20 protein-coding genes and 3 tRNA genes are annotated in these 23,615 nt (G+C 71.1%); 13 read left to right on the top strand and 10 right to left on the bottom strand.

The window, feature by feature from the left end; all coding sequences use genetic code 11:
• Positions 1–122 precede the first annotated feature (122 nt).
• From AB0C35_RS28940 to AB0C35_RS28920, 5 genes are all read left to right on the top strand, one after another.
• Positions 123–1,442, top strand: coding sequence for a nucleotide sugar dehydrogenase (locus AB0C35_RS28940; RefSeq protein ID WP_358462348.1), 1,320 nt, complete (start codon positions 123–125; stop codon positions 1,440–1,442).
• A 114-nt stretch (positions 1,443–1,556) separates the two neighbouring features.
• A complete protein-coding gene (locus AB0C35_RS28935; protein WP_358462345.1) occupies positions 1,557–3,194 on the top strand; it encodes a glycosyltransferase family 4 protein in 1,638 nt (545 codons plus the stop codon).
• A 2-nt stretch (positions 3,195–3,196) separates the two neighbouring features.
• The gene (locus AB0C35_RS28930) at positions 3,197–5,023 is read left to right on the top strand and encodes a glycosyltransferase (RefSeq protein WP_358462342.1); all 1,827 of its coding nucleotides are present in this window, start codon (positions 3,197–3,199) and stop codon (positions 5,021–5,023) included.
• Positions 5,024–5,028: 5 nt separating this feature from the next.
• Positions 5,029–6,426: a glycosyltransferase gene (locus AB0C35_RS28925; RefSeq protein WP_358462339.1), complete on the top strand. Its 1,398-nt coding sequence runs from the start codon at positions 5,029–5,031 to the stop codon at positions 6,424–6,426.
• A gap of 17 nt (positions 6,427–6,443) precedes the next feature.
• Positions 6,444–7,025, top strand: a complete 582-nt coding sequence (locus AB0C35_RS28920) for a hypothetical protein (RefSeq protein ID WP_358462336.1) — start codon at positions 6,444–6,446, stop codon at positions 7,023–7,025.
• 5 nt (positions 7,026–7,030) lie between these two features.
• Here AB0C35_RS28920 and AB0C35_RS28915 read toward each other — a convergent pair whose 3' ends face one another.
• The 9 genes from AB0C35_RS28915 to AB0C35_RS28875 form a co-directional block, all read right to left on the bottom strand.
• Positions 7,031–7,651 carry a DapH/DapD/GlmU-related protein gene (locus tag AB0C35_RS28915; RefSeq protein WP_358462333.1) on the bottom strand — a complete coding sequence of 207 codons (621 nt, stop codon included), beginning with the start codon at positions 7,649–7,651 and terminating at the stop codon, positions 7,031–7,033.
• 519 nt (positions 7,652–8,170) lie between these two features.
• Positions 8,171–8,317 (bottom strand): hypothetical protein, encoded by a 147-nt coding sequence (locus AB0C35_RS28910; protein WP_358462330.1) that lies wholly within the window; start codon positions 8,315–8,317, stop codon positions 8,171–8,173.
• 42 nt (positions 8,318–8,359) lie between these two features.
• Complete coding sequence (locus AB0C35_RS28905; RefSeq protein ID WP_358462327.1) at positions 8,360–9,229, bottom strand: discoidin domain-containing protein; 870 nt, start codon at positions 9,227–9,229, stop codon at positions 8,360–8,362.
• Entirely contained in the window at positions 9,226–10,848 is a 1,623-nt protein-coding gene (locus AB0C35_RS28900; RefSeq protein WP_358462324.1) for an alkaline phosphatase D family protein, read from the bottom strand. Before AB0C35_RS28900 ends, AB0C35_RS28905 begins: the two co-directional genes overlap by 4 nt.
• 578 nt (positions 10,849–11,426) lie before the next feature.
• Positions 11,427–11,498: transfer RNA gene (locus AB0C35_RS28895), tRNA-Val, on the bottom strand.
• 12 nt (positions 11,499–11,510) lie between these two features.
• A tRNA-Cys gene (locus tag AB0C35_RS28890) sits at positions 11,511–11,581 on the bottom strand.
• Positions 11,582–11,610: 29 nt separating this feature from the next.
• Positions 11,611–11,683, bottom strand: a tRNA-Gly gene (locus AB0C35_RS28885).
• Between the two features lie 41 nt (positions 11,684–11,724).
• The gene (locus AB0C35_RS28880) at positions 11,725–12,690 is read right to left on the bottom strand and encodes a CHAP domain-containing protein (protein ID WP_358462321.1); all 966 of its coding nucleotides are present in this window, start codon (positions 12,688–12,690) and stop codon (positions 11,725–11,727) included.
• 170 nt (positions 12,691–12,860) lie between these two features.
• A complete protein-coding gene (locus tag AB0C35_RS28875) occupies positions 12,861–13,676 on the bottom strand; it encodes a universal stress protein (protein WP_358462318.1) in 816 nt (271 codons plus the stop codon).
• A gap of 107 nt (positions 13,677–13,783) precedes the next feature.
• On the opposite strand from AB0C35_RS28875, the gene AB0C35_RS28870 reads away from it, so the two are divergent.
• Positions 13,784–14,401 (top strand): YceI family protein, encoded by a 618-nt coding sequence (locus AB0C35_RS28870; protein ID WP_358462315.1) that lies wholly within the window; start codon positions 13,784–13,786, stop codon positions 14,399–14,401.
• A gap of 105 nt (positions 14,402–14,506) precedes the next feature.
• Here the strand turns inward: AB0C35_RS28870 and AB0C35_RS28865 are convergent, their stop codons facing one another.
• On the bottom strand, positions 14,507–15,301 hold the full coding sequence (locus AB0C35_RS28865; protein ID WP_358462312.1) for a maleylpyruvate isomerase N-terminal domain-containing protein: 795 nt from the start codon (positions 15,299–15,301) through the stop codon (positions 14,507–14,509).
• Between the two features lie 169 nt (positions 15,302–15,470).
• Here AB0C35_RS28865 and AB0C35_RS28860 point away from each other — a divergent pair, with 169 nt between their 5' ends.
• From AB0C35_RS28860 to AB0C35_RS28830, 7 genes are all read left to right on the top strand, one after another.
• Positions 15,471–16,403 carry a MerR family transcriptional regulator gene (locus AB0C35_RS28860; protein WP_358462309.1) on the top strand — a complete coding sequence of 311 codons (933 nt, stop codon included), beginning with the start codon at positions 15,471–15,473 and terminating at the stop codon, positions 16,401–16,403.
• Positions 16,404–16,520: 117 nt separating this feature from the next.
• Positions 16,521–17,618 (top strand): LLM class flavin-dependent oxidoreductase, encoded by a 1,098-nt coding sequence (locus AB0C35_RS28855; RefSeq protein ID WP_358462306.1) that lies wholly within the window; start codon positions 16,521–16,523, stop codon positions 17,616–17,618.
• Positions 17,615–18,334 (top strand): FMN reductase, encoded by a 720-nt coding sequence (locus tag AB0C35_RS28850; protein WP_358462303.1) that lies wholly within the window; start codon positions 17,615–17,617, stop codon positions 18,332–18,334. The genes AB0C35_RS28855 and AB0C35_RS28850 overlap by 4 nt, the downstream gene beginning before the upstream one ends.
• 46 nt (positions 18,335–18,380) lie before the next feature.
• A complete protein-coding gene (locus AB0C35_RS28845; RefSeq protein ID WP_358462301.1) occupies positions 18,381–18,767 on the top strand; it encodes a metalloregulator ArsR/SmtB family transcription factor in 387 nt (128 codons plus the stop codon).
• Positions 18,764–19,399: an SRPBCC family protein gene (locus tag AB0C35_RS28840; RefSeq protein WP_358462299.1), complete on the top strand. Its 636-nt coding sequence runs from the start codon at positions 18,764–18,766 to the stop codon at positions 19,397–19,399. The genes AB0C35_RS28845 and AB0C35_RS28840 overlap by 4 nt, the downstream gene beginning before the upstream one ends.
• A gap of 213 nt (positions 19,400–19,612) precedes the next feature.
• Positions 19,613–21,964 (top strand): carbamoyltransferase HypF, encoded by a 2,352-nt coding sequence (hypF, locus tag AB0C35_RS28835; RefSeq protein WP_358462297.1) that lies wholly within the window; start codon positions 19,613–19,615, stop codon positions 21,962–21,964.
• 40 nt (positions 21,965–22,004) lie between these two features.
• Positions 22,005–23,138, top strand: coding sequence for a hypothetical protein (locus AB0C35_RS28830; RefSeq protein WP_358462295.1), 1,134 nt, complete (start codon positions 22,005–22,007; stop codon positions 23,136–23,138).
• Positions 23,139–23,615 lie beyond the last annotated feature (477 nt).

Below are 23,615 nucleotides of genomic sequence, written 5' to 3'. Positions count from 1 at the left end.
GGCGGTTCCGCGCAGGAGTGCCGCCGATGACCGAGACGTGCCCGTTCCATCCCGTTCCGTCCCGTCCCGTTCGCGCCACGGCGTCGCCGCGCCCGGCGCGGGCCGAACTCCGGAGGTGAGCAGTGCTGCGGATCTGCGTGGTCGCGCTCGGCAAGATCGGTCTTCCGCTGGCGGTGCAGTTCGCGCGCAGGGGGCACCGGGTGGTCGGCGCCGACGTGGACGAGCGGGTCGTCGCCGACGTCAATGCGGGCCGCGAGCCGTTCCCGGGCGAGGACGGCCTGGACCGCCTCCTCGCCGGGGCGGTCGCGGACGGGAGGCTGGCGGCGACGACGGACACGGCGGCGGCCGTCGCGAGGTCCGAGGCGGTCGTCGTGGTCGTGCCGCTGTTCGTCGACGCGGCGGGCGTCCCCGACTTCGGCGCGATGGACGCCGCGACGCGGTCGATCGCCGAGGGGCTGCGCCCCGGGACGCTCGTCAGTTACGAGACGACGCTTCCCGTCGGCACCACCAGGAACCGCTGGATGCCGATGCTCGCCGACGGATCGGGGCTGATCCCCGGTGACGGCTTCCACCTGGTGTTCAGCCCCGAACGGGTGCTGACCGGCCGGGTCTTCGCCGACCTGCGCCGCTATCCCAAGCTCGTCGGCGGTGTCGACGACGCGTCCGCACGGCGCGGCGTGGCGTTCTACGAGCAGGTCCTCGACTTCGACGAGCGTCCGGATCTGGAACGTGCCAACGGGGTGTGGGACCTCGGCTCGGCGGAGGCGGCCGAACTGGCCAAGCTCGCCGAGACGACCTACCGCGACGTCAACATCGGCCTCGCCAACCAGTTCGCGCGCCACGCCGGCGCGATCGGGGTGGACGTGACCAAGGTGATCGAGGCGTGCAACACCCAGCCGTACAGCCACATCCACCAGCCCGGCATCGCGGTCGGCGGTCACTGCATCCCGGTATATCCGCGCATGTACCTCTGGAACGATCCGGACGCGACCATCGTCCGTGCCGCGCGCGACGCCAACGAGGCGATGCCCGAATACGCGGTTGGCCTCCTCACCGGCGCCTACGGCGACCTCACGGGCGCATCGGTGCTGGTCCTCGGCGCGGCGTACCGGGGCGGCGTCAAGGAGACGGCCTTCTCCGGCGTCTTCCCGACGGTCGAGGTGCTGCGCGCGCGGGGAGCCGTCCCGTACGTCTCCGACCCGATGTACACGGCCGAGGAACTGGAGGCTCTCGGCCTGCCTCCGCACCGGGGCGAACCGGTCGCCGCCGCGATCGTCCAGGCCGACCACGCCGCGTACCGCGACCTCGGCGCCGCCGACCTCCCCGGCGTCAAGGCCCTGGTGGACGGACGCCGCGTCACCGACCCGGACCGCTGGAGAGGCGTCAACCGCGTCGTCATCGGCGCCCCGGACGGGGAGGGGGATGCCCGCACGTCCTGCTGAGCGGGCTCGCACCCCGCCGATCTGCTCGGGCCGGCCGGCCGCAGCGCCGTGGTCGGCAGCGCATTCCACGTCCGGGACGCAGGCGGTCTCGGCCGACCACGACTGGAGGGTCGCATGCTGAGAGAAGACAAGCCGACCGAAGAGGAGCCGTTCCCCGTCGCCTCGCGCGGCCGCATCGTCATGCTCGTCGACAACGACGTCGCGTGCGACTCCCGGGTGCAGAAGGCGGCGGCGTCCGCCGCCGCCGCCGGCTGGGAAGTGCACCTCCTCGGCTGCGTCCTGGCCAGGAGGGGCCGCTCCTGGACGCTGGGCGGTGCTCGTGTGCGGCTCGTCCCGCTGCGGCACACGCTCCGCCGGAACAGGCACAGCGTCGTGCGCGCCACGCTGCGCCGTCCGCTCGCGTACGCGCACCCGAGCGTGGCGAACTACCGGCGCCGGCTCGTCCAGTCCCGGCGGTCCGACCTCGCCGCGAGCCGGATCACGCCCCGGGGCGGCCCGGTGCGCGGGGCGTGGCTGCTGACGCGGCGGGTCGCGGCGAGGCTCCAGGCCCGCTGGGTCGCGATGCGCGCGCACCGGACGGAGTCGCTCACGGCGGCCCGCAACGACCCGCACTCGCCCGTGGAGCGGTGCGCGATCAAATTCTGGCAAACGCTCCTCGGCGACCGCGCCTGGCGCGTTCTCGACCGCAACCTGTGGGACTGGGACAGCGCGTACCGGTACGTCATCGACGAACTCGAGCCCGACATCATCCACGCCAACGACTTCCGGATGCTCGGCGTGGGGGCGCGCGCCGCGCGGCGGGCGCACGCCAGGGGGCTGGAGACGAAGCTCGTGTGGGACGTCCATGAATTCCTGCCGGGCATCAAGCCGTGGGGCGGCGCCCGGCCGGGCTGGCTGCCCGCCATGTGCGCCTACGAGCGCGAGTACGCCGGCGCGGCCGACGCGGTGGTGACCGTCTCGGACGTCCTCGCCGACCGGCTCGTCGAGCGCCACGGCCTGCGGCACCGGCCGACTGTCGTGCTCAACGCCCCGCTCACCGGGGGCGAAGCGGGGCACACCGAACCCGTACCGGACCTGCGGGAGCTGTGCGAGGTCGGCCCGGACACGCAGATCGCCGTCTACAGCGGCAGGGCCTGCGTGCAGCGCGGCCTGGACGTCATGATCGAGGCGCTTCCGCGGCTGCCTCGCCTGCACGTCGCCCTGATCGTCTCCACGGCCAGATCCGAGTACCTGCGGGGGCTGCGCGCCCGCGCGGTGGAACTCGACGTCGCCGACCGGGTCCACATGCTGCCGTACGTGCCGTTCGACCAGGTCGTCCCCTTCCTGGCGGCGGCCGACATCGGCGTCATCCCGATCCACCACTGGCCCAACCACGAGATCGCGCTGATCACCAAGTTCTTCGAGTACTCGCACGCACGGCTGCCGATCGTCGTCAGCGACGTGCAGGCGATGGGCGGCATGGTGAAGGCCACCGGGCAGGGCGAGGTCTTCCACGCCGAGGACGTCGACGACTACGTGCGGGCGGTCGAGGCGGTGCGGGGCGATCCGCAGCGCTACCGCGCCGTGTACGACGACCGGCCCGACCTGCTGCGCGAGTGGTCGTGGGAGGTGCAGGCCGAGGTTCTGGACGGCGTCTACAGCGGGCTGCTGCCCGCCGCCCCTCGGACGTCGCCTTCGGCGACGGCCTCTTCGCCGGCGTCCGCTGCGCCGGCGTCCGGCGGTGACCTCATCGGCGCCCATGACGAGGTGTGACGATGAACCGCGCAGCAGGCAGGGACGTGGCGGTCGTCGCGCCCTGGTATCCCAACCCGGTGCAGGAGTGGGCCGGGGCGTTCGTCCAGGCGATGGTCGGGGCGACGGCGCCGGGCTGCGACGCGGTCACCGTCTACCACACCGAAGCGTGGTGGCTGCGGCGCGGACCGGAGTACGCGGCGGCGTGCGCGGCGCACCGGCGGCTCCTGCCGGTCGCGCTGCGCGCCGCGCCGGCGGTCGCGGGCGCCCGGCTGGTGCGCGTCCCGGTGCCGGCGGTCCCGGGCTGCACCTTCGCGGAACTCGCGCGGGAACACGCGTCGTGGCTGCGCGAAGCGCTGGGCGGCGCGCCGATCCCGGCGGGGGTCGTGCACGCGCACGTGGGGCTGCGCGGGGGATGGACGGCGCTGGAGAACGCCCGCCCGGACGCCCGCGTGTTCGTCACCGAGCACGCCTCCTTCCTCGACAAGGTCCTCGCGCAGCCGGACTCGCGGGATATGTACGAGCAGGTCCTGGACCGCTGCACCGGCTTCTTCGCGGTGACGGATGTGCTGCGGGACAAGCTCGCCGAAGCCTTCCCGGCACTCGCCCACAAGATCGAGACGATCTCCAACCCGATCTCCTTCGACGTGCTGCGGCCGCGTCCCGTCACCGAGCTGCGCCGCTGGCTGTACGTCGGCACGCTCGTCGAACGCAAGGGCGTCGACCTGCTGCTGGAGGCGTTCGCCGAATGCCACGCCGAGGACCCCGGGCTGACACTCACCATGGCCGGGCCGGGCGAGCTGGCCGGACGGCTCGCGGAGCGGGCCGCCGAACTCGGCGTCGACCGCGCGGTGTCGTTCCTCGGCGCGGTCGACCCGAACGAGGCCACGCGGCTCATGCGGGACCACGATCTCCTCGTGCACGCGGCCCGGTGGGAGACCTTCGGCGTGACGATCGTCGAGGCGGTCGCGGCCGGCCTGCCGGTGCTCGTCACGCGCTGCGGCGGCCCCGAGCGGACGCTGGCCGGAATCGAGAACGCCGCGGGGGAGATGATCGACGTCGAGGAGAACGCGGAGTCGATCGTCGCGGGTTATCGCCGGCTGCGCGACCGCTTCCCGGACGGCCTCGACCTCGCGAAGGCCCGCGAGGTCCTGGACGGCCGCTTCGGGTATCGCGTGGTAGCCGAAGCCCACCACCGCCACTGGTTCCCTGAAGCCGCCGCAATCAGCACGGACGCCGGCACGGACGCAAGCACAGACGCCGGTACGGACGGCGGCCTGGCCGCAGCCGGGGAGGAACGGCTCGTGAACGTGCTTTTCGTGGCCCTCGGCGCCTCCCGCCGGCCCGCGGTGATCCGGGAGTCCGCGCAGGTCGTCGCGGAGCGCGGCGACGCGGCCGTGCTCGTCCGCAACGCGTCGGCGTGGGCGAGGGAGCCGCTCCCGGACGGTGTCGACGCCATCGAGCTGCCCGCGCTAGAACGCCGCTACCGTCCCGCCGCGGTACGGATCCTGCTGTACCGGATCCCGCGGCTGCTGCTGCGCGTGTGCCTCCCCGGACCGCTCCGCGGGGTCGGCGACCGCATCGACGCCGGATACCGGAGGCGCATCGCCCGCCCCGTCGACGACCGGCTGGCCCGCCTCTACCGGCGCGACCGCGCCGCGATCCGCCGGCGGGTGATCGCCCGCGAGTTGCGCGGCCGTTCCGTCGACCTCGTCGTCGTCGCGGACCCGCAGTCGCTGGTGACCGTGTCCGAGCTGGTGGACGTGATCGCGGACGCGGGAGCGCGGCCGGCCTACTCCATCGCCTCCGTTGCCCATGAGCGGCCACCGGCCGGTTACATCCGAGGATGATCCTGATGATCGAGCGCCGCCCGCACCTGCTGTACCTCGCCTTCTACTTTCCGCCGTCCCGCGCCAGCGGGGTGTTCCGTCCCCGGGCGGCCGCCAACCGGCTGGCCGAGCTGGGCTGGGACGTCACGGTCTTCGCGGCGCCGCTGCCGTTCCTGTACGGCACGCTCGGCTCGGTCGACGACAAGCTGATGGAGACGATCGATCCGCGGATCACCCTGGTGAGGCCCAAGCTGAACCGGTTCGCCTGGCAGACGGACCTGCGCGAGTACAGCGCGTTCCGGGGGACGTTCCCGCAGCTCGCCCAGTCGCTGTACACGTGGGGACAGAACCACGTCTTCCCCGAGCATTACGCATCCTGGGCGCGTGCCGCCGTCCGGCGGGCGGTGCGGATGCACGCGCGACGCAAGTTCGACGTGGTCCTCGCGACGGGAAACCCGTTCGCCTCGTTCGCCGCCGCGTGGCTGATCCACAAGCTGACCCGCACCCCCTACGTCCTCGACTACCGGGACTCCTGGACTCTCGACCAGTTCAGCGAGGAGCCGAGGTACGAGGACGGGCATCCCGCCTGGCGCTGGGAGCGCCGGGTGGTGGAGTCCGCGGCCAGCACGCTGTTCGTCAACGACGGTCAGCGGTCCTGGCACGCCGATCGCTACCCGCGGGCGGCCGGCCGCATGATGACGGTCCTGAACGGGTGGGACGCCGACACCCTCCCCGAGACCACCGAGCCGCCGCCGGCCGCACGAGCGGAGACGGGCGAGCACGCGCCCCGGTTCTCCTACGTCGGCACGATCACCGACAAGCAGCCCATCGAGGAACTGGTCGAGGGGTTTTCCCGTGCCCGCGAGCATGCCGACATGGAGCGTGCAGAACTCGACTTCTACGGATACTTCGGGTTCTTCAAGGGCGCCGAGACCGTGCTCCGGCGGCGATTCGCCGGAACCGCCGCCGGAACCGCCGCCGGAACCGGGGACGGGGACGGCGATGGGCGGGTGCTCGCCCCTGGGGTGCGCTATCGCGGGCCGGTGTCGAAGACCGATCTTGTCGACGTCTACCGCGACTCGGACGTCCTGGTGTTCCTGAACGGCGGCGGCCGCTACGTCACGTCCGGGAAGATCTTCGAGTACATGGCGGCGGGACGGCCCATCGTGTCCGTCCACGCGCCCGGGTCGGCGGCCGAGGAGCTGCTGCGGGGCTACCCGCTGTGGTTCAACCCGGGCGGGCTCGAACCGGCGGACATCGCCGTCTCGATGGTCGAGGCCGCGAAGGCGGCGGCCGGCCTGGCCGAGCGGCAGGTGGAGGAGGCCCGCGCCTACGCGGACCGCTTCGAACGGAACCGCACGCTGGAGCCGCTGGTGCGGCGGCTGACCGAACTGGCCGCCCGCGGGCGCCCCGCAGGCGGTTGATCATGCTCGGAGGCGACGTGAACGGTGCGCAGGCCCCGCGGGTGCTGATCGTGGCAATGGACCCCGGGCTGACCATGGACCCCAAGCCGAACGTGAAGCCCATCCGCCAGTACGGGCGGATCATCGGGCTGGCCGGTCATTTCGCGGCCGAGGAGGGGGCGCGGGTCGAGTTGCTGACCGCCGGATCGGACGGCTGGGACGAGCTGGACGAACGGGTGCGCCTGCACCGGCTCGACCGCGCCGAGGCCGGGCATCCGCTGCCCTGGCTGGAGCACACGCTGGTCGTCAGGTTGCCGCGGATCGTCGTGCTGCCGGTCGCGCGGCGCGGCCGTCGGGGCGCGCGGCTGGACCGTGCGCGGATCACGGCCTCGCGCCACGTCCACCGGCGGCTCTTCGTGCCGTTCTACCGGCACGTCCGGCCGCTCCTGCTGGCCCGTATCGCCCGGCGGCGCGTCCTGCGCGACATCGACCCGGCCGGGCTCGCCCGGGTCATCGTGATGGACCGGACGTCGGTGCCGTTCGCCCGTTGGCTGGCCCGCCGGAACCCCGGCCTCATCGTGACGACGCGGCAGACCAAGAGCCTCGACGCCGAGCCCTGACCGGCTCAGCCCTTCGCCTCCACGACGGTCGCTCCGGAGCCGTCGGCGGCAGGCGACTCGACGTAGCGCTCGCCGGTCTCCGGGCACTCCCACGCGCCCGGCTCGCCCGGCCGCTCGGCCAGCCGGGCCCCGGCACGGCCGACCCAGCCGATCCGCCGGGCGGGAACGCCCGCGACCAGGCCGAAGTCGGGAACGTCGCGGGTCACGACCGCCCCGGCCGCGACCATCGCCCAGCGCCCGATCCGCACCGGCGCGACGCACACGCTGCGCGCGCCGAGCGAGGCGCCCTCGGCGACGTGCACCCCGACGGCCTCCCAGTCGGCGGTCCGCTTCAGCGTCCCGTCCGGGGTCACCGAGCGGGGCGCGCGATCGTTGGTGAGGACGACCGCGGGCCCGACGAACACGCCGTCCTCAAGCACGGCCGGCTCGTAGACGAGCGCGTGGTTCTGGAGCTTGACGTTGTCGCCGATCCGCACGCCCGTGCCCACGTACGCGCCGCGCCCTACGATGCAGCCCGCGCCGAGCCGCGCGCCCTCGCGGATCTGGGCGAGGCCCCACACGGTGGTCCCGGCCCCGAGTTCCGCGGACGGGTCGACCTCGGCGTTCGGCATGATGCGATGGCTCATCGGCGTTCCTCCGTGGAAACTCGCCGCCCCCGAGGCCCGGCGCAGGATGCGGCGGGGCCGGGGCCGCGCGGAGCGGCGACGTGGGTGGTCAGCGTGCTGCGGTCGAGCGGGACATGCAAGCGGCGCGGCGGCACCGGCGACGCCGTCACCGGACCGAGATTGCCCAACCTCTCCGGCAGCCGCACGTCAACGCGCCCGGGGCGGTTCAGACCGGTCGGGGGCTCAGGCCGCCCATAGGACGCACCTGGAGCCGGCGGGGACACCGGCCGCAGGTGGAGGGTGCACGGTGAGGGTGCACGGCGGCGGCCACGGCGGCGGCCACGGCGGGCACGTCTCGGTCGCCGGGATGGTCTGCTACCGACCGGGTGAACGGTTCACGAAGCCCCGTCGTGAAGATGCCGTGGCGAGCGCCGCCGGCACCGTCCCGTGCAAGGCAGCGCACGGGTGGCCGGGAACGGGTCCTTCACCCTCATCAGCGGTGTCCTCGTCCGCGATCCGCTCGTCAGCGGCTCGATGGCGTCAGTGGCCGACGGCGCCGTCGAAGCGTTCGTTCGAGCCGCCGACCGTGCGGCTCTCGGCGGCCGGCGGCATCAGGTCGCGCATCGCCGGTGCCTCGTCGGCCAGGTGAGCTCGGCGGTGCTGAAGCGGGGGCTCCGGACCGGTCATCGCCAGGCCGTGCGGCGGCCTCACGTCGGCGAAGGGCGGCGATTACGAGTCCTGGTACACCTCCAGTTCGACGATCCGGGAGTAGTCGCCGCTGTTGGACGCGAGCGCGACGATGCGTACGGACGTGGTGGAGACCACCGGATCAGGCGAAATCTCCAGCCGCCCCGTGATGTTGCCGCGGACGCTCGACACCGTCGTCCACTCGTCGCCGCTGCCGAGCACCTGAACGTCGAAGTCGCGCAGGCCGTAGCGGGCAGCGGGGTAGCGCGCGGAGTCCAGCGTGTACAGGACGATCCGGTTGATCGGCTGCGGGCCGCCGAACTCGACCGTGTAGGTGTCCGGGAACACCGCGCGCGTGCCGTCGTTCCAGCCTGTCCGCGTGGACCAGTCCTCGGAGTCGGTGTTGCCGTCCACGCCGCCGCAGGCGTGGAAGTTGCCGTGCGTGGACGAGGCACTGACGGGACCGCCGAGGGCGAGGTTGGCGCCCGGCCCGGACGGCTTCGGCGTGACCGTGACGGCCGTCTGCTGCCGATGCCCGCGCGGCCCCAGCCGCAGCGACACGTCGTGTGTCCCTCCGGCGGAACCGAGCGGCGCAGAGATCTGCGCTCGGAGGACGACGTTGTCGTTCGGCGGCACGTAGGTCGAGATGACATCATGTGAGGTGACGAGTGGGCGCTCCGGCGTGATGAACACGTCGACGTACGCGCCCTCGGAGCCGGAGTTGGCGAGGTCGACCACCAGCGGCCTGCCTCCGCACGGGGCGGCGAGCACGTCCAGCGACCGGGACTGCACCGTCATCGTGACCGACCCGTGTCCCTGCCTGGCGGCGGAGGCCGCGCCGGCGTACAGGGCGACACCGGCGACCGCCGTGAGCGACACCGCCAGCACTGCGATGATCTTGCGAACGCTCATTTGCGGTCCCCCTTCAATGGCTCGGGAGGGTCGACCTCGCCGGCGGACAGGTAGCTCCTGCCGCGTGCCGCGCTCTGGGAGTCGGCCTGCAGACCGGGCCTGCCGTCCTCGACGGTGAAGCTCGCGCGGGTGAACACGGGCGCGCCGCGTTCCCGGACGTACGGCACGACACGGTAGGACGCGTTCCAGGTGCTGGGCGTGACGTTGAACGTCATATATCCGCGCTGCCCGTTGTAGAAGCGGATGTGGTCATCGGCCGCGAGGAACTGCGAACCGTACTCGTCCATGTCCGCCCCGTCCCTGCCGGACGAGATGGACGAACCGAGGAACTCCGTCGCGATCGTGGGGGACGCGGGGTCGTCGAAGTCCTGCTTGACGTTCGCGGCCATGCTGCGGTGGAAGTCGCCCGACAGCACGATCGGGTTGCGCACCTTTCGCTCGACGATCCCGTTCAGCAGCCGGTCCCGGGAGGGCTTGTACCCGTCCCACAGGTCCATCCCGAACGCCTGCCCGGGATCGGTGTTGAAGTCGACCTGCGACACCATGATCTGCTGCGCCAGAACGTTCCACTTCGCCTGCGAGCGTCCGAGGCCGTCCAGCAGCCACGCCTCCTGGGCGTCGCCGAGCATCGTCCGGGACGGGTCCAGCCGCTGGTCGCAGTCGGTCTCCAGGCCGTCGCCGCACGCTTGGTCGCTGCGGTACTGGCGGGTGTCCAGGACGCTGAACTCCAGCAGCCGGCCGAAGGTGAACCGGCGGTACAGCGACATGTTCTGACCGACCGGCTCCAGTGCCCGCAGCGGCATGTGCTCCCAGTATGCCCGGTACGCGTTGGCGCGGCGGACGAGGAAGTCCTCCGGCGGCGCCGACGGATGGGCGAGGGCGGCGTAGTTGTCGACGACCTCGTGGTCGTCCCAGGTGACGAGCCACGGTGCCATGGCGTGCGCGGCCTGCAGCTCCGGGTCGAGTTTGTAGAGCGCGTACCGGTCGCGATATTCGGACAGGTGAACGGTGGGGGTGTGGAACTTGTCCGGCACCGGCGTGTCCGGCCTGCCGCCATTGGTCTGCACGCCGTATTCGTACAGGTAGTCGCCGAGATGAACGACCAGGTCGAGGTCCTCCTCGGCCAGGTGGCCGTACGCGGTGTAGTAACCGTCGAACCATGCCTGGCACGACACCATCCCGAAGGTGAACGCGCTCGCCGTTGCCCCGGGTGCGGGGGCGGTCTTGGTCCGTCCGGTCGGTGAGATCTCGTTGCCCGCCTGGAACCGGTAGAAGTATTCCCGTCCGGGCCGCAGGCCGCGCACGTCGACGTGCACCGAGTGCGCGTACTCCGGCCTTGCGGTCGCCGTCCCCTGCCGGACGACGCTGCGGAACTTCGCGTCCTCGGCGACCTGCCAGCGGACGGGGACGCGGTGCGGCTCCATCCCGCCGAGCGATGCCAGCGGTTCCGGTGCCAGCCGCGTCCACAGCACGACCGAGTCGGGCAACGGATCGCCGGACGCGATGCCGAGGCTGAACGGATCGTCCTTGAACCGGGACACCTCGCGGGTCAGGGTCGACGGCTCCGCCTGCAACGGCCCGAACGCCAGTGCCAGCGCCCCGATCCCGGAGTACCCCATGAAACGTCGCCTGGCCGGATCGCTCAGAGCAGGCCCGACTCCTACGTTTCTGCCCACCTGCACCCTTCCCTTCCCGTCCGTCGCCCTCATCTGAGAATGAGTCCATATCAGGATCGCCTGATAGATTCACGCCAAGATAACGTCAAAGCTGAGAAATGTCTCCCTTGCTTCAACAATCCGGGGCGCGGGATCGGAAAGGTCAGCGGTCCGGCGTCGCGGCGCCGCGCGTGGGACGTCCCATCGCCTTCAGGTCACGCGGAACATGGGAACAGGCTCGACCAGGCTTCCGGGCTGGGCTTCTCATCGTGGGGGAGCGGTTCTCCCGACCCGGTGAGCTGGCGGCGTTGCCACCGGTGTCGGGTGGACGGGATGATCACGGTCTCTTCCGTGACTCCGCCGGCCGAATCCCGACGGGAAGTACTTCACCGAACCCGGCGGACCGCCCTGGGCGAGCCGGCCGCTCGCGCGGCCGCCGAAGGGCGAGGAGGCGGGAGCGGCGTGCTCCCGGTTTCGTGCCCAACTGGGTCAAAACGACGACGCCCAGGTCGGCGTCCATGGCCTGACCTGGGCTTGTGCGGTGGGCGATACTGGGATTGAACCAGTGGCCTCTACCGTGTCAAGGTAGCGCTCTCCCACTGAGCTAATCGCCCTTGTGCGCTGCGAGGTGGAGACGGGATTTGAACCCGTGTACACGGCTTTGCAGGCCGTTGCCTCGCCTCTCGGCCACTCCACCAGAGCGAGGCCTGACCGGGGGCCTCTCAGAGCGGACGACGGGATTCGAACCCGCGACCCTCACCTTGGCAAGGTGATGCTCTACCAGCTGAGCCACGTCCGCGTGCCGACCGGAGGTCGCCCTCCGGGCTTGCATGGACAACTCTAGCGGAATCCCGGGGTGCTTGCGTACAGGGCGGGTGTGGTCTCGCTGACTTCGTCGTGCAGGGAGTTCCAGAAGGCGAGTTCGCCGTCCTCTTCGAGGTGGGCGATGCGGCCCCAGAACTCGCGGTCCTCGGCCTCGTGGGCGGCCGCCAGGGAGAGGGCGGGCATGACGGCGGTGCCGGCGTCCGCGGACTCCAGGTCGGCGGGGGTGATGTCGGCGGGCAGGGCGACGGGGGCGGACGGACGGTGGTGCTTACCGCGCTTGCGGACGCGGATGGGCGGTGTGGTGGGGGTCTTGGCGGCGGCGGCGCGGCCGGCGGCGAGGGCGACGCTGCCGCACAGGATGAAGGCGAGGATGCCGCCCAGGACGACCTCCTGGGAGGGGAGCTGCTCGGGGGCGGCGTGTTCCTGCTCGTGGGTGTTGGTCGAGGTGGTGCGGGTGCCGACCTTGTCGACGGTCGTGGCGGGGGCCGCGTGTTTCGGGGTGTACTTGGCCTCGACCTTGACCTTGGACGGGTAGCCGAAGCCCACGACGCTGTCCATGTCGCGGGTCTTGCGCATGAGCTTGTAGCCGTCGGCGTTGCCCTCGATGGTGTGGAGGGTGCGCCCGTCGACCTTCTCGACGATGCCGACGTGATCGATCTGGTCGAGGTCCTTGGAGCCGTTCCAGTCGTAGAAGACGATCGCGCCGGGTTCGGGTTCGCTGCCCCAGGCGTCGTGCTTCTCGAACCACTTGGCGTGGTCGACGGTGGCGGCGAACTGCCCGACCTGCTCGGTGACGTCGGCCTTGTCGGCGGCCCAGGCGAGGAACATGTCGCACCAGGGGGCCGTCTTGAAGTAGTCGCCGTGGTCGCCGTCGACGTTCTCGGTCCACCAGTTGCCGAATTTGGTGTAGCCGTCGCCCTTCTCGGTGTATCCGAGTTCGTTCTCGGCGATGTCGAGCAGTTTCTTGCCGATCGGGTCCATTGCGCTCCCTGCCGCCTCGCTCGTTCGGGCAGGGGATGCCCGACCGGGGGGACGGACCGTGCCCGTGCCGCAAGGGCACGTTCCAAGGTCACGTTCTGATCTCGACGGAATGTAGCCGAGGTAAACCGTGGGCGGCAACCCGTTCCGTGGAACCGGTCAAATCGGGCTACTCAGAAGTAGCCCCTGGGCAGGACGGTCACGGGGCACGACGCGGCCCGCAGAACCTTGAGGGCGACTTCGCCCAGGAAGACGCGGTGGGCGGCGGCGTCCTCGCTGGACGCGCAGACGAGGATCTCGTCCTCGGGCCAGTCGACGTCGTCCAGGGCGTCGGCGACGTCGTCGCCTTCGGCGAGCTCCGCGGAGACGTCCTCGGGGGGCAGGTCGGCGGAGTCGAGGGCGAGGCGGATGGCGAGGGCCAGATCGTCGCGGAGCCGCTCGACGCCGTCGTCCCCGCCGACGTCGCCGACGGCCAGCGTGACCAGGCGCAGGGGGACGTCCAGGCGCTCGGCGGCCTGCGCCGCGCGGATGACCGCGTCGTCGCACTGCGGCCGCCGGACGTACATGACCGTGATGCGGCCGAGGTCCTCGGGCGGGTTGTAGCCGGCCGGGGTGAGCATCACGGCCTCGGTCGCCGAGTGCAGCAGATGGTCGGCGGCGGCGCCGACGCCGATGCGGCCGCGCGCGCCGCCCTCGGGGGAGCCGACGACGATCAGGTCGGCGCCGATCCGGCTGGCGAGGACGGTGAGCCCGCGGGCGACGCTGCGTCCCTCCTGGATGAGGAGGTCGGCGGGCCGGCCGTCCAGCAGGTCGGGCACCTGGTCCAGCAGCGCGCGGGCCTCACCGGCCGCCGCCGGGAGATCCGGGGGATGGACGGTCGCCACGCTCAGCCGCCCGCCGGTCAGCGCGACGATCGCCGAGGCCAGGTCGACCGCCTCCCTGCCGCCGCCGTCGTTGACGAATCCCGCCAGGACGTGATCCCCGATCATGTGACCCGCGCTCCGATCATGGGACCAGCATTCCCCCGAGGCGGCCGATCAGACCAGGGGGGATTTGAGGTAGTTTTTCCTGGTTGTCGATTTTTGGGGGGATATGCATGGGGCCCGAGGTGCCCGATCTCGAAGCCGGCCGCTGGACCATCGACCCGGTCCACTCCGAGATCACCTTCACGATCCGGCATCTGATGACCACGGTGCGCGGCTCGTTCCCCGACTTCGGGGGCGAGGTCGTCATCGGAGACGATCCGCACGACTCCCGCGCCCGCGCCGAGATCCGGATGGCCTCGATCGACACCCGCAACGCCGAACGGGACGAGCACGTCCGCTCGTCCGAGATCCTGGCCGTGGACGAGCACCCGGTCATGACGTTCACCGGAACCGGCGTGGAACGTGCCAAGATCGGCCGCCGCGCCCGCAGCCCCCGCTACCACCTCGACGGCGATCTGACGATCAAGGACGTCACCCGCCCCGTCCGGCTGCTCACGGAGTTCCACGGCGTCGGCGCCGACCCGTGGGGCGGCACCCGCGCCGGATTCACCGCGACCGCGTCCATCAGCCGGAGCGATTTCGGCATCGAGTTCAACATCCCGTTCCAGGGCGACAAGGTCATGCTAGGCGACGAGGTCACGATAGCCCTGGAGATCCAGGCCGTCCGCACCCCCGACGACGCCCACCAGGACGCCGGCGCCGACGCCTCGACGGACGCCCACGCCTGACCTGCGCCCACCTGCATCCGACCCCACCTGCATCCGACGCCACCTGCATCCGACGCCACCTGAACCCGAGCCAACGTGCGCCTGCGGCGGCCGCGCCGCTGGGGGTCAGACCGCCGTGTGAGTGAGCCAGTGGTCCAGAAGCGAGCGGTCACCGGTCACCTTCACCTCGTGCGCGTCGTCCGGGGTGAGTCGGCGGGCGAGCACCAGCAGCAGATCGCGGACGGGCCCGGCGACGGTCACGTCCGCGGCGGCGCCACCGCCTCCGCACCCGTCTTCGCGTTCCCAGACGGGGCCTTCGGGCGTGCGGGTGATCAGCCAGCCGGCTGAAGACCGTTCCGCCGGACGCAGACGTGCCGGACGCAGACGTGCCGGACGCAGGAACACTGTCTCCCCGCGCCCCCGCAACTCGGCGAGCCCTGGCTTGTGCTCCACCGCGGACACGTTCGACAGCAGCTCCAGGCATTCGCTTATCCCGTCGGCGGCGAGGTCGTCCGCCAATGCGAACGGCCTTCCCGCCGTGAACGCCGCGTCGGCGTGATGGATGGATGTCTCGTGTGTCATCCGCCGCAGCCATCTGACGGTCGGCCATGTCCCGAGCAGGGGATGCTCGACCGTCCCGTCCGGGTTCGCCTCGTAGGCCGCGATCAGGTCCTCCACGCCGTCGCGCAGCCAGCCGTGCCATGCCCGCGGGTCGTCCGGGACTGTGCCGGGCAGCGCCTTCGCGGCGTCGGTGCCGCCGGTCCGGATCAGGTGGGTGACCCACCGGTGCGCGCCCCCGACGTGCCCGACCAGGTCCTGCAGCGTCCACTCGGGACAGGTCGGCACACGCGTGGACGGGCCCGGCCGCCCGGCGGAGTCGGCCGATCCGGCAGAGTCGGTCGAGCATGCAGAGTCGGTCAAGCCGGCAGAGTCAGTCAAGCCGGCAGAGTGCTCGCGCAGCCCCTGCGACATGCGCGCGGCGTCAAGTGCGTCCATATCCTCAAGTGCGTCCATATCCTCGTCCTCGTCTCTCCCGTTCCGGTTTCTCCCGGTCCGGCGTGTGGGCCCCTAACGTAGGAACTCCAGTCCGGTGGAGGTTCAAGTCGGTGTGACGGACGACATGACAATGGGGATCGGTGATCTGGCGGCGCTGACGGGCGTGCCCGTACGCACGATCCGTTTCTACTGCGACGAGGGCATTCTCGAACCGCGGCGCAGCGGGGGCGGGCACCGGCGGTTCGAAGCGGCGGACGTCGACCGGCTCCGCCTCGTCCGGCGGCTGCGTGCTCTCGGGCTCGGCCTGCCCGCCATCGTGGCCGTCCTCACCGGCGACCGCTCGCTGGGGGAGGCCGTCGCCACCGAACGGCGTGCGGTGGACGCCGAACTGTCCGCACTCGCCTGGCGTCGCGCCTCCCTTCGCGCCGTCGAGGACGCGGGCCCGGGGGAGCGGGCGGCCCGTCTGGACCTGCTCGCGGCGGTGCAGGACGGTCGCCTGGCCGCGCGGGACGTGCTCATGGAGTTCTGGCGACGCCGCATCCTCGTCCCCATGCCCGCCGAGGCGGTCCGGGGGTTCCTGGAGGCGAGCGTGCCGGAGCCGCCCCCGGACCCGGCGCCGGAGCAGGTCGTCGCCTACGCCGGGATGGTCGTGCTGGCGGGTGACCGGTCCCTCGTCCGGGAGGTGCGCGAGCGGGGCCGGGTGAACGCGGAGCGGGTGGTGGACGAGCCGACGCTGATCGCGGGACTCGGCGAGGCGATCGAGATGGCCGCGCCGCTGGTGACCGGGGGACGCGAACCGGGGCCCGGCCCCGTCCTGGACCATTTCGTGGGGGCCCACGCGCGAGGACGGGCCGAGCGCGACACGCCCCGGTTCCGGCGCGCGCTCCTGCCCGCCATCACCATGGAGCAGGACCCGCGGCTCCGCCGCTACTGGGACCTGTACGGCGAGGTCACGGGCGAGCCGGTGACCTCCGGCGCGGTCAACACCTGGCTGATCGACTCGCTCGAAAGCGCCCTGGCATCCTGACCTCGAACGCGCCCCGGCCTGACGCCGCCCGGCGCTCCCGGGACGCCCGGAATATGATCTCCGCCCGCGGCGTTCGGTAAGATGATTGAACGTTCTACTATTTTTTGGGAGCCCGGCATGCAGTTCGGAATCTTCACGGTAGGTGACGTGACCCCGGACCCCACCACCGGACGCGTCCCGTCCGAGGCCGAGCGGATCCAGGCGATGGTCGCCATCGCGGCGAAGGCGGAAGAGGCCGGGCTGGACGTCTTCGCCACCGGCGAGCACCACAACCCGCCGTTCGTACCGTCCTCCCCGACGACGATGCTCGGCTACATCGCGGCCCGCACCGAGCGGCTGATCCTCTCCACCGCGACGACGCTGATCACCACCAACGACCCGGTGAAGATCGCCGAGGACTTCGCGATGCTCCAGCACCTGGCCGGCGGCCGGGTCGACCTGATGATGGGACGCGGCAACACCGCCCCCGTCTACCCGTGGTTCGGCAAGGACATCCGCGACGGCATCCCGCTCGCCGTCGAGAACTACCACCTCCTGCACCGGCTCTGGCGCGAGGACGTCGTCGACTGGGAGGGCAAGTTCCGTACGCCGCTGCAGTCGTTCACCTCGACCCCGCGCCCGCTGGACGGCGTCCCGCCGTTCGTGTGGCACGGTTCCATCCGCAGCCCCGAGATCGCCGAGCAGGCCGCCTACTACGGCGACGGCTTCTTCGCCAACCACATCTTCTGGCCCAAGCAGCACTTCCAGCGGCTGATCGGCCTCTACCGGCAGCGCTACGAGCACTACGGTCACGGCTCCGCCGACCAGGCGATCGTGGGCCTCGGCGGGCAGGTCTTCATGCGGAAGAACTCCCAGGACGCCGTCCGCGAGTTCCGTCCCTACTTCGACAACGCCCCGGTGTACGGTCACGGCCCCTCGCTGGAGGATTTCACCGCGGAGACGCCCCTCACCGTCGGCAGCCCGCAGCAGGTCATCGACAAGACCCTGACGTTCCGCGACAACTTCGGCGACTACCAGCGCCAGCTGTTCCTGATGGACCACGCCGGACTGCCGCTGAAGACCGTCCTGGAGCAGATCGACATGCTGGGGGAGGAGGTCGTCCCGGTGCTGCGCAAGGAGTTCGAGGCGCTGCGCCCGGCGCACGTCCCCTCGGCCGCCCCCACCCACGCGTCCCGCGTCGCCGCGGGGAGGCGGGACGCCGAGGAGGTTCGATGAGCACGCTCGCCGTGATCTCCGCCGGGCTCGGGCAGCCGTCGTCCACCCGGCTCCTCGCCGACCGGCTCGCCGCGGCGACCGCCGACGCCCTCCGCCCCGACACACTCAGCCCCGACACACTCAGCCCCGACACACTCAGCCCCGACGCCCTCGGTTCGGACGCCCTCGGTTCGGACGCGCCTGGGCGGGACGTCGCCATCGAGGTGATCGAGCTGCGCGACCACGCGCACGCGATGGTGGACGCGACCCTCACCGGCTTCCCGGCCGGGACGTTCCGCGCCGCCGTCGAGACGGTCACGAACGCCGACGGCCTGATCGCCGTGACGCCCGTCTTCAACGCGTCCTACAGCGGCCTGTTCAAGACCTTCTTCGACGTCGTCGAACGCGATTCCCTGGACGGCAAGCCGGTACTGCTCGGCGCCACCGGCGGGACCGAGCGGCACTCCCTCGCCATCGACTACGCCATGCGCCCGCTGTTCGCCTACCTGCGCGCGGCCGTCGTCCCGACCGCCGTGTACGCGGCGTCCGAGGACTGGGGCGGCGCCGGAGGCTCCGAAGGCGGCGCGTCCGGCCAGGCCGACCCTCTCGCGGAGCGGGTCGCCCGTGCCGGTGTGGAGCTCGCGGCGCTGATGGACGCCCGTCCCGCGCCGGCCAAGCCCGACCCGTACGACACCCCGGTTCCGTTCGAAGATCTCCTGTCCGCGAGCGGCCGGTAAGTATTTTAGGCTTGGCTTATATAAGTGGAGGCTGTAGCTTAGGCGCGTGCACGCATTCGATGTGCTGGGCGACCCGGTACGACGCAGGATCCTGGAGCTGCTCGCCGACGGCGAGCGGTCCTCCGGGGAGGTGTCGGGGGTCATCCGGGAGGAGTTCGGGATCTCGCAGCCCGCGGTGTCGCAGCATCTGAAGGTGCTGCGGGACACCGGGTTCGCGGTCGTGCGCGCGGAGGGGACACGGCGGCTCTACGCCGTCGACTCCACCCCGCTGCAGGAGGTCGACGCGTGGCTCGACCGCTTCCGCCGGTTCTGGACGCCGCATCTGGACGCCCTGGCGACGGAGATCGCCCGTGGCAAGCGCGCACGCCGCCCGGACCTCCGGGCACCGGACGAACAGTCGCCAGGACAGGAAGCAGCAGGGAGCCAGCCATGATCGAAGTGACGGGTCAGATCAACGCGGTGCGGCGCCGGGTCGGCGAACGCGTACTGGAGGCCGGCACCGCGCGGACGGCGACGGTCAGCCAGGTCTACGACACCGACGTCGAGGACCTCTGGGACGCCGTCACCACCCCCGAGCGGATCTCCCGCTGGTTCCTGCCCGTCTCCGGCGAACTGCGGCTCGGCGGCCGCTACGAACTGGAGGGCAACGCGAGCGGGACGATCGAGCGCTGCGACCCGCCCAAGGGATTCTCCGCGACGTGGGAGTACGGCGGCCAGACCAGCTGGATCGAGGTGCGGCTGACCCCCGAGCCGGACGGCGGGGCACGGTTCGAACTGGAGCACATCGCCCACGTCGACGACGACATGTGGAACCAGTTCGGACCCGCCGCCGTCGGCATCGGCTGGGACCAGGGACTCCTCGGCCTTGCCCTGCACCTGGCGTCCGGCGAGGGCGTCCCCGAAGGGATGGGCCCGGAGTGGGCCATGACGGACGAGGGCAAGGAGTTCACGCGGCAGAGCGGCGAGGCATGGCGCGAGGCGCACATCGCGTCCGGCACCGACGCGTCCGTCGCCCGGGCCTGCGCGGACCGCACCATCGCCGCCTACACCGGAGACCCGGAATGACCTCCGGCCCATGACGCCGCCGCGGGGCCTGTCCAAGATCGACTAGGCCCCGCCAGCCCCGCCAGCCCCGCCGCTCCACCAGCCCTGCCGCTCCACCAGCCCCAGTCCTGAGCAGCCCGCCACGACCCACGACTTGGCCGCGTCCCTCATCGGTGACGCGCCCTTCGCGTGGCCCTTCCCGTTCCGTGAGTGCTGACCAGGCAGAATGGCGGCATGGACGTCAGGGTCGGCGTCCGCGTCGAGGGGGTCGTGCAGGGCGTCGGGTTCCGTCCGTTCGTGCACGGGCTCGCGACCGGCCTCGGACTGTCCGGACTGGTCGGCAACGACGCGGGCGGCGTGTTCATCGAGGTCGAGGGAGCACCCGACGTGGTCGGGCGGTTCCTGGACGCCCTGCGCACCCGCCCGCCGCGCCTGGCCGTCGTCGAACGAGTCACCATGCGGAACCTCGACGCACAGGGACAGGACGGGTTCGAGATCGTGCGCAGCGCGACGTCGGGGGATCGGCGCGCACTGGTGTCCTGGGACTCCGCGACCTGCGACGACTGCCTCCGAGAACTCCGCGACCCGGCCGACCGGCGCCACGGATACCCGTTCATCAACTGCACCGACTGCGGGCCGCGCTTCACGATCGTGACGGGTGTCCCGTACGACCGCCCTAACACGACCATGGCCGGCTTCACCATGTGCGGGCCCTGCGCCGCCGAGTACGGGGACCCGTCGAACCGCCGGTTCCACGCCCAGCCGCTGTGCTGCCCAGCCTGCGGCCCCTCCTTGTCGCTACTCCCGTCTACCCCCATCCCCACTCCCACTCCCATCCCCACCCCCGCGCTGGCGAGCGCCGGAATCGCCGACCCGATGCGCCCGCCGGCAGGCGGCACGGCGGCGGCCGACCCGATCGCGACCGCTCGGGCGATGCTCGCGGACGGTGCCGTCCTCGCCGTCAAGGGACTGGGCGGTTACCACCTGGCGGCCCGGGCCGCGGACGAGGACGCGGTGGCCGCACTGCGCGCACGCAAGCACCGTGCGGACAAGCCGTTCGCCGTCATGGTGCCCGACCTGCCGGCCGCCCGCGCGGTCTGCCTGCTCGACGACACCGAGGAAAGGCTGCTCACCGGCCCCCGGCGTCCGATCGTCCTGGCCCGCCGGCACCCCGGTACGCCGTGCGGTCGACCGCGACTGGCCGATGCCGTCGCGCCGGGCAACGCCTTCGTCGGCCTCCTGCTGCCCTACACCCCGCTGCATCACCTGCTCGTCACCGAACCACTCGTCCTGACCAGCGCGAACGTCTCCGATGAGCCGATCGCCTACCGGGATGACGACGCCATCGAACGGCTCAGCGGAATCGCCGACGCGTTCCTTCTCCACGACCGTCCGATCCATACCCGCACCGACGACTCGGTGGTGCGGGTTTTCCATGGCCACCCGCTGCCGGTACGACGCTCCCGCGGGTACGCGCCGGAACCCGTGCCGATCGCGCGGGGACGATCGGTCCTGGCGTGCGGAGCCGAGCTGAAGAACACGTTCTGCCTCACCCGCGACGGCCGGGCGTTCATCTCCCACCACATCGGCGACCTGGAGAACTACGAGACGCTCCGCGCCTTCGAGGAGGGCATCGGACATTTCCGGCGACTGTTCGACATCACCCCCGAACTCGTCGCCTACGACCCGCACCCCGAGTACCTGTCGACCAAGTACGCCCACGCCCAAGACCTGCCGGCGATCGCCGTCCAGCACCACCACGCGCACATCGCGTCCTGCCTGGCCGACAACGGCGTGACCGGCCCGGTGATCGGCGTCGCCTTCGACGGCACCGGCTTCGGCGCGGACGGCACACTGTGGGGCGGCGAGTTCCTCGTCGCCGACCTGCGCGGCTTCGAACGTGCCGGACACCTGGACCCGGTTCCGATGCCGGGCGGCGCGGCGGCGATCCGCGAGCCGTGGCGTATGGCGGCCGCCTACGGGGTCCCGGACGATCTGCCGGTAGCCCGCCGACCCGACTGGGCCACGGTCACCGCGATGGCGCGCCGCCGCGTCAACGCACCGCTCACCTCCAGCGTGGGACGCCTGTTCGACGCGGTCGCAGCCGTCCTCGGCGTCCGCGACCGGGTCAACTACGAAGGACAGGCCGCCATCGAACTGGAACAACGCGCCGACCCCTCAGAACACGCCGCATACCCGGCCCCCATCAACAAAGTGGACGGTCTCACCGCGCAGGGCGCCGACTTCACTGCGCAGGGCGCCGACTTCACTGTGCGGGGAGGGGACCTGCTCGACGCGGTGGTGGCCGACTTCCGGGCCGGTGTCCCCGTCCCGCTCATCGCCGCGAGATTCCACAACGGCGTGGCCGCTCTGATCGTGGACGGTGCGACACGCATCCGCGACACGACCGGGCTCGGCACGGTCGCATTGTCCGGCGGCGTGTTCCAGAACATGTTCTTGCTGGACCGCGCGGTGTCCGGTCTTACGGACGCGGGCTTCGAGGTGCTGACCCACCACCGCGTACCGCCTAACGACGGTGGCATAAGCCTCGGCCAGGCCGCCGTGGCCACGGCCCTATCGTCCTGAACGAGCCCGAAGCGGCGACGCCGCACGGCATGATCATCAGATGCCTGACGAATGGGATGAGCCACACGACCGTGAGCCGCTGTCATGGCGGATACGACGATGGGCGGCACCGATCGCGATGGCGTTGTCGGTCACGGCCTCCATCGGCGCTGTGCAACTGTTGACCGACGAAGACGTCTTGTCGGCGACGCCCTACGGCGACCACCGGAAACCGCGCTTCATCCTCAGTGCTGGGCGAATCGGAGGTCCCTCACAGGAGGAGGGACCAGAACCATGGTTCCAGGTGCATTCCCTTCAAGGCGGACGGCAACGCCTGGCCGACTCGGTCCAATCGCCGTCGCCGTCCCCCGGCAAAGCACGTGAACTCCTCGCCGGTCCCAAGGGGACGTTCTTGGTGGCTTCGTCCCGTGATGAACCGTGCGAGTCGCGCATCTACCGCTTCCGGGTCGGTAGCGACGGCCATGTGACCGACATCGAGCCATTGCACGAAGGCGTCATCTCGTCCCGCATCGCAGGCCTGGCGATGAGCCCGGACGGCGACCGGGTCGCTTTCGCGACGACTCCCTGTACGGACGTCCCCCAGCCACCACGCGCCGCTTTGACCGTCCTGGACCTCAACTCGGGCAGGCGCCGCACATGGAGCACGACCGCGCCTTCCGTGATCGGCGAGATCGTTTGGGCGAGCGACAACGACACCCTCGGCTACACCCTCAGCGACGTCCACCGCGATGCGCCGGTAGACACCGGCCCCGCCCCCTCCCCCCAACGCTCGCCGAACGAAGGCAAGGTAGTCAACGTCGCCGTCTACGCTCTCGACACCGGTGATCAGGGCACCGACTTGCGCGCGGCCCGCCGCCTGTTCCGTCAACCGGACGACTCCGGCCAGGTCACCTCCGCGGTGATGGCCCCGGACGGCCGCACCGGCTACGGCGTAATGAAAAAGGGACAGCCGGCGGCCACCATCCTGTTCACCTTCGCCGAAGACGAACCGATGCGCGTCACCAAGACGATCGCACCCAAGCCCAACACCGTGATGCTGTTCTCCTTCTCCACCGATGAAGGACCTCGTTACGCCTGCCTGGATGGCATCGACGCCTTCGACAGGGTGGTCGAGGGCGAATTCCGAACGAACACCTACAACCACTCGACCTGCGGATTGACCTACGCCTACTGAAGGACGCGCTGACCTGGCCGCACTCCAGCCAGCCACCGCGAGCAGGCCGCCCCGTGCCCCGTCCGCCCGGACGCGGTCGCGGTCGCGTGGGATCGTCCCTCGAGCTCAGGGTTTCGGATGTGTTGCATGTCAACATTCGATTTCAGTAGTCATCGACTTTCATTTGTAGCGACTCGATAGCTGTCGACGATGCCTCACAGCAATGTTTTCAAAGTGTCCATGGCGATGTCCTCAATGGCGTTCTCAGTGATGTTCTCAGCGGTGTCGGCGGCCGTGGATATCCAAAAAGTGATATTGGGTGGCAATTGGCTTCACTAGCGGGTGTTCTGTCGCTTTTCAAGGTTGCGGCGGTCTTTTACCGGAATAGTGTGGTTGCTGTGGGTGCATGGCTGAGGTGGCCCCTGGCGGGTCGGTGTGCGCGGCGCGGTCTGTTGGCGGCTGAGGTCACTTCGGCTGGGGTCGGTGGTCGGGGAAGGG

The organism is Spirillospora sp. NPDC048819 (assembly GCF_040650055.1).
Lineage (GTDB): Bacteria > Actinomycetota > Actinomycetes > Streptosporangiales > Streptosporangiaceae > Spirillospora.
The sequence above is the reverse complement of the archived record's forward strand: the minus strand, read 5'-3'. Positions and strand labels throughout refer to the sequence as shown.